Raw genomic sequence first — 5,138 nt, forward strand, 5'->3', positions numbered from 1 at the left:
GGGTGCGGCCGGTTGGACCGGGTGGCGGGTGGGCTGAGTGTTCATGTGTGCCTCCTGGATGGTTCTCCGGAGGGCCCGGCGGCCACCTGCGGCGCGCCGGGGAGATGGTCTCGACTTCCTTCGCCGGTGCTAACCGGGGCAGGTTCGAGGGTCTGCGGGCTTCCGCACTCTCAGCGCCGTCGGCGGCGGCCCATCGGCCAATCGCGGCCGGGCCGACGACGGGGCGCTCCCCTGTCGTTGCAGGTCGACTGTAGTTCGACGCCGCCCGCTGACACCAACTCCGTCCGGCCTGCACGTGAGATCGTGGCGCACTGCCCGCGCGTTCGTAGGGTAGGTCGTCGGTTCGTACCCTCTACCCCTCGAACACGCGACCTAAGGTACGACCGCGCGCCGAGCAACTGGTGTGCGTCCGGGGTTACCCCATCCACTGAAGTCCGCCAACCTTATGTCTCATGACACCGGGGCCCTGGCGACCATAGCCTCGGCTGCGACGGCGAGCGGATCCATAGGATCCCCGTCCAGCACACGGGGGAGGTCGTCACCCGTTCCGGCCAGGAACCCATGCCGGATGACGCTGGCGATTGAGAGCATCAGGGATTGGCGGAAGGCCGGCATCCCATCCATGGCAAGCAGTCGCTGCCGGTACTCACCCAAGCTGACGTCCCTCACCTCGCAGCCCAGGTGGCCTGCGACATCGGCAACTGGCACCGCAGGACTTCCCACCAGCTCGTAAACCATCCCCTCGTGCCTGCCCGGATCGCTGAGGACTGAGGTGGCCGCGTGGGCCAGATCTTGCCGCGCCACCACGGCCACGGCCCCGTCACCCAGCGGCGACACGATTCTCAGCGTCTCCCCCGTCCCCTTCTTCTCCCATGAGAGCAGGGCGCCGAGAATCTCGGAGTAGACGCCGTTGCGCAGAATGGTCCACGTCATGCCGCTGGTCATGATGATTCGCTCGGTGACCCGGTGCGGCAGCGCCATTGATAGGTGGTCGCCCGCGCCGGTGAGGCTCGTGTAGACGAGGTGAGAGACGCCGTCGCGCGCCGCGCCCTCAACAGCGGCGCGGTGGAGGGCGATATGCCGGTCGTCCTCCTGTGCCCCGGCGGACACCAGCAGCAGGGTGTCGACGCCGTTGAAGTCCAGGCCGTCCGGGACGCTGAAGTCAACATGCCGTTGCCCCACCGACGGCGTGCGGCTGCCGCCCACCGCCGGAATACCGCGAGCGCACAGCTCCGCCAGCACGGCTGAGGAGAACCGTCCGCTCGCACCAGTCACCATGATCATGAGTAGGCTCCTTCAGACTCAACCGCGCTCCGGCGGCCGGCTCCCGCGACTACCGGGCCCGCTGCGCATGAGCCTGAAGCATCGTGCACGCACCCACAAGGAGGCAGTTTCTTGTCACCGACGCACAGCGATGTGACCACCGGCGGGCCTGGGCCAGCACCTCTGGAGCAATGCACCCAGGCTCATCGGGAGGATCCCGGCATCCGGGCGGTCCACGACCGGCTGGGGGACAAGTGGTCCCTGCTGGTCATCATCGAGCTGACTCGCGGTCCGCTGCGTTTCCGTCAGCTACAGCGTGCCGTCGGCGGAGTCTCCCAGCGCATGCTCACCCTGACTGTGCGTCGGCTCGAACGTGACGGGCTGGTGCACCGCACGGTCTACCCCACTGTTCCCACCCAGGTCGACTACCGCCTCACCGCGATGGGGGCGAGCCTGACGCATCTACTGGGGCCTCTGGCCGACTGGTCGCTGGCACACCGGGAGGACATCGCCCGCGCTCAGGCCGACTACGACCGCACCCACCCTGGCGATCCCGTGCATTAGATCGTGGCGCACTGCCCGCGCGTTCGTAGGGTAGGTCGCCGGTTCGCACCCTCTACCCCTCGAACACGCGACCTAAGGTACGACCGCGCGGGCGCAGCAGTCGGTGCCGCGCAGGCGGGCCCTTCGACCTCCCCCTAGGGAGGAACCTGATGCGGCGCCGTCGTCCGAAGGGTGGAGGGGCAGCTCCCGTGAATCGTCCCGAGGGCGCTCACACTCACCCACCGCCGCCTCCTAGCCTCATCACATGAGCGCAGGGTGGCACCCGCCGGCTCCGGATCTATGATGAGCGCCGGCTCGTCGGCCCCCACCACCTCGCCCCCTGCCGGGAAGAACTCTCCTTTTCGGCGGCCAAGAAAATCCCAACCACCGTGCACCACGAGAGGAGCCCACCCCATGAGCACCCCCTGGTTCCTCCCCGCTCCGCTGATCGATATCGCCGCCCTCGCGCTGTGGTGGGTGCTCCTGGCGATCTCGCGACGCCGCGACAACCGCCGGCTGCGCAACGGAATCCTGTTCCTGCTCCTGGTCGGCTCCGCGGCGAGAGCACTGCTCCACCTGACCTCTCTCATCCCCGCCCTCAAGCTCCCGGTGGGACTGGGCAGCGTCGCCTTCTTCCTGCTCATCGCCCTCATGCCGTTCCTGCTCATGTTCAATGGCGTCGTCCTCATCCGCCGCGAGGGCCGGCGCCTGAGCAACCTGCTGTGCCTGGCGGCCGGTCTGGCTCTCATCGCCACGCCGGTGGCTGCCGTCGTCCTGGTGGCCACCGTCAATCCGTGGGCCCTCTTGCTCGCCGCCCTCATGTTCTGCGCCTGCGCCTACCTGGGCGTCTTCCTCCTCATCTTCTTAGGCCAAACGGTGGTGCAGCGGATCTGGGGCGGACGCCGGACCGTGCCGCACCCCGACGTCGTCGTGGTCCACGGCGCCGGGCTCATCAACGGGCGGGTCGGGCCGCTGCTGGGCTCGCGGATCACAGGCGGCATCAAGGCCTGGCGCGACGAGGACGCCCTGCGCCCAGGCGTACCACTGCTGGTCATGAGCGGCGGACAGGGCCCCGACGAGCCGGTCAGCGAGGCGCGCGCCATGGCCGACTACGCGATCGCCCGCGGCATCCCGTCCGGGCAGATCCTCCTGGAGGATCGCTCGACGACGACCCGTACGAATATCACCTGCACCCGCGATCTCCTGGCCGAGCACGGCATGGTCGACCCGCAGGTGCTACTGGTGACGAGCTCCTTCCACGCGGTGCGCACCGCGATCCTGGCCTCCGACATGGGGGTGCCATGGGCGGTAGCACCGTCGCGCACGGCCTGGTTCTACATCGTCAATGCCTGGCTGCGTGAGTACATCGCCGTCCTGACCTACCGGCGCCGCCCCGCTCTGGTCTGCGCCGGATTCGCCGGAGTCTTCGCCGTGCTGTACGCCTTGCTGGTCCTCGGCGCCCAGACGAGGCTCATCGGCTGAGTGGAGCCGCATCCCGTAGCATCCCCCGGCCACACATTTTAGAACAAACGTTCTTGACTGACTGTTCCAGAACATCTATTCTGAATTCATGGGACGACGACGAACCTTCATCGAGAGCGAGGCCATCGGCTCCGCCACGGCGGTCTTCGCCGAGCGCGGCTTCGCCGGCTCCTCCGTGGACGACCTGGTGCGGGCCACCGGCGTCAACCGCGCCAGTCTCTACGGGGTCTTCGGCTCCAAGGACGGACTCTTCCAGCGCTGCCTCACCGAGGCACTGGCCGCCCTGAACCCCAGGGCCCCCCGGAGCGAATCCACCGACGCCGCTGGGGCAGGCCACGAGGAGCTCGACCTGGTCCTCGTGGCGCTCATGGAGCTCGCCCCCTGGGACCCGGCCGTGCGCGACGCCCTCGCGACCACCCTGCACCAGGCGGGCGTCACCGCCGAGGCGCTCGGCCGACGCCTGCTGGAGCGAGCCGGCGCTACGGCGTCGGACTCAACAGCACCAGTCTCACCACCGGCGTAGCCCGTTCCGGCCCCGCCAGCACCAGCCAGAAGCACACCTCCCAGCCGACCTGCCCACGAAAGGAGCAGACATCATGAGCCGCAACACCGTCACTATCACCGATACCTCCTTGAGCATCGAGCCGCACGGGCTGGACAAGATCTGGTCCTTCACCTCCCGGCTGGACTTCCCGCTCGCGCACGTGCGTGGCGCCACCCACGACCCCGGCCTGCGCCACGAGCCCAAAGGTTGGCGCGGGCCAGGGCTGCAGACGGGCGGCAAGCTCGCTGGAACCTTCCACGCCAACGGAACGGCGCAGTTCTGGAACATCTCCGGCTACGAGAACACGCTGGTCATCACCCTGGAGGACGAGCGCTTCACGCACCTCTACCTCACGGTCGACGACCCCGCGGCCCTGGCCGCCAAGATCAACGCCGCCATCCGCCCCGCCCAGGCCTGAGCCCGTCGAGCCCGATCCGGCTAGGCGCCGGCGCCACGCGGGCGGGTACTGCCTGCGCTGTCGGCGCAGGTACGGCATGATCGGGGCGGAGCCGTACCGGCGACACCGGTCCGGTACCAGCACGCAGGCACCTACGCCGCCCAACCGGGGCGCAAGGAGGACTCAATGAGCGCACAGGACCCCACCGAGATCGACCAGACCACCGACTTCATGTGGAAGGCGACCGCGGCCGTGGCCACGCTCGCCTCCGGGTTCGCAGCGGAGAAGGTCGTGGCGCTGGGCTGGCGGGCGATCACCGGCAAGCCCGCCCCGCGAGAGGAGGACCAGCTCCTCAACTACAAGCTGGCCGAGGTCATCGCCTTCGCCGTCATCTCCGGGGCCACCATCGCGCTGGTGCGCGAGCTCGGGCTGCGCCAGGCCGCCAAGTGGTACAGCGCCCGCCGCCCCGACTCCCCCTACGCAATGCGCGCCATCGGTAGCTGAGAACCATTCCTTCAGGGCGTGCCGGCCCCATCCTGGGGCCGGCACGCCCTTTGTCTGCGGCTCCCGTGTCACTCCTGGAGACTTTTCCCGCCCACGAACCGTTCACGGGCCTCCTGCGCGCCCGGCTCCGACCCGCCCCGCGCCCTCGACCACGGCTCCTCACCGAGCCGCGGGTAGGCTGACGGGAGCGCCAACGGTGTGCCGCGCAGGCGACCCTCCGGGGCGCCGTCGGCCCACCACCGCGTGATTCCGTTTTTGCCTTCGCAAACCTGAGGAAACCCGCCCCGATGAGTGCCGTGCAGATTGCCTGTGTCGTCATCGTCGTCATCGCCACGACGATCGGTATCGCAGTTTTCGCACGCGCCTGTTTCACTATTGGCGCCCGCATGGCCGTGGGCCGCGCGA

General features: G+C 68.8%; 6 protein-coding genes. 5 read left to right on the forward strand and 1 reads right to left on the reverse strand.

What is annotated here, in order from left to right:
• Positions 1-450: 450 nt before the first annotated feature.
• A complete protein-coding gene (locus tag HMPREF0975_RS02745) occupies positions 451-1,284 on the reverse strand; it encodes an NAD(P)H-binding protein (RefSeq protein ID WP_009232598.1) in 834 nt (277 codons plus the stop codon).
• A gap of 111 nt (positions 1,285-1,395) precedes the next feature.
• Here HMPREF0975_RS02745 and HMPREF0975_RS02750 point away from each other — a divergent pair, with 111 nt between their 5' ends.
• From HMPREF0975_RS02750 to HMPREF0975_RS02770, 5 genes are all read left to right on the forward strand, one after another.
• A complete protein-coding gene (locus tag HMPREF0975_RS02750; protein ID WP_009232599.1) occupies positions 1,396-1,827 on the forward strand; it encodes a winged helix-turn-helix transcriptional regulator in 432 nt (143 codons plus the stop codon).
• 393 nt (positions 1,828-2,220) lie between these two features.
• Positions 2,221-3,288 (forward strand): YdcF family protein, encoded by a 1,068-nt coding sequence (locus HMPREF0975_RS02755; protein WP_009232600.1) that lies wholly within the window; start codon positions 2,221-2,223, stop codon positions 3,286-3,288.
• A gap of 88 nt (positions 3,289-3,376) precedes the next feature.
• Positions 3,377-3,811 (forward strand): TetR/AcrR family transcriptional regulator, encoded by a 435-nt coding sequence (locus HMPREF0975_RS02760; protein ID WP_009232601.1) that lies wholly within the window; start codon positions 3,377-3,379, stop codon positions 3,809-3,811.
• A gap of 73 nt (positions 3,812-3,884) precedes the next feature.
• The gene (locus HMPREF0975_RS02765) at positions 3,885-4,250 is read left to right on the forward strand and encodes a hypothetical protein (RefSeq protein WP_009232602.1); all 366 of its coding nucleotides are present in this window, start codon (positions 3,885-3,887) and stop codon (positions 4,248-4,250) included.
• Between the two features lie 165 nt (positions 4,251-4,415).
• The gene (locus tag HMPREF0975_RS02770) at positions 4,416-4,733 is read left to right on the forward strand and encodes a DUF4235 domain-containing protein (protein WP_009232603.1); all 318 of its coding nucleotides are present in this window, start codon (positions 4,416-4,418) and stop codon (positions 4,731-4,733) included.
• Positions 4,734-5,138: the final 405 nt, after the last annotated feature.

This window comes from Actinomyces sp. oral taxon 849 str. F0330, from assembly GCF_000239715.1.
In the GTDB taxonomy this organism is placed as follows: Bacteria; Actinomycetota; Actinomycetes; order Actinomycetales; family Actinomycetaceae; genus Actinomyces; species Actinomyces johnsonii.

Coding starts and splice junctions, on each gene's coding strand:
- HMPREF0975_RS02745 (WP_009232598.1), bottom strand. CDS start 1,284: ATGATCATGGTGACTGGTGCGAGCGGACGGTTCTCCTCAGCCGTGCTG.
- HMPREF0975_RS02755 (WP_009232600.1), top strand. CDS start 2,221: ATGAGCACCCCCTGGTTCCTCCCCGCTCCGCTGATCGATATCGCCGCC.
- HMPREF0975_RS02760 (WP_009232601.1), top strand. CDS start 3,377: ATGGGACGACGACGAACCTTCATCGAGAGCGAGGCCATCGGCTCCGCC.
- HMPREF0975_RS02765 (WP_009232602.1), top strand. CDS start 3,885: ATGAGCCGCAACACCGTCACTATCACCGATACCTCCTTGAGCATCGAG.
- HMPREF0975_RS02770 (WP_009232603.1), top strand. CDS start 4,416: ATGAGCGCACAGGACCCCACCGAGATCGACCAGACCACCGACTTCATG.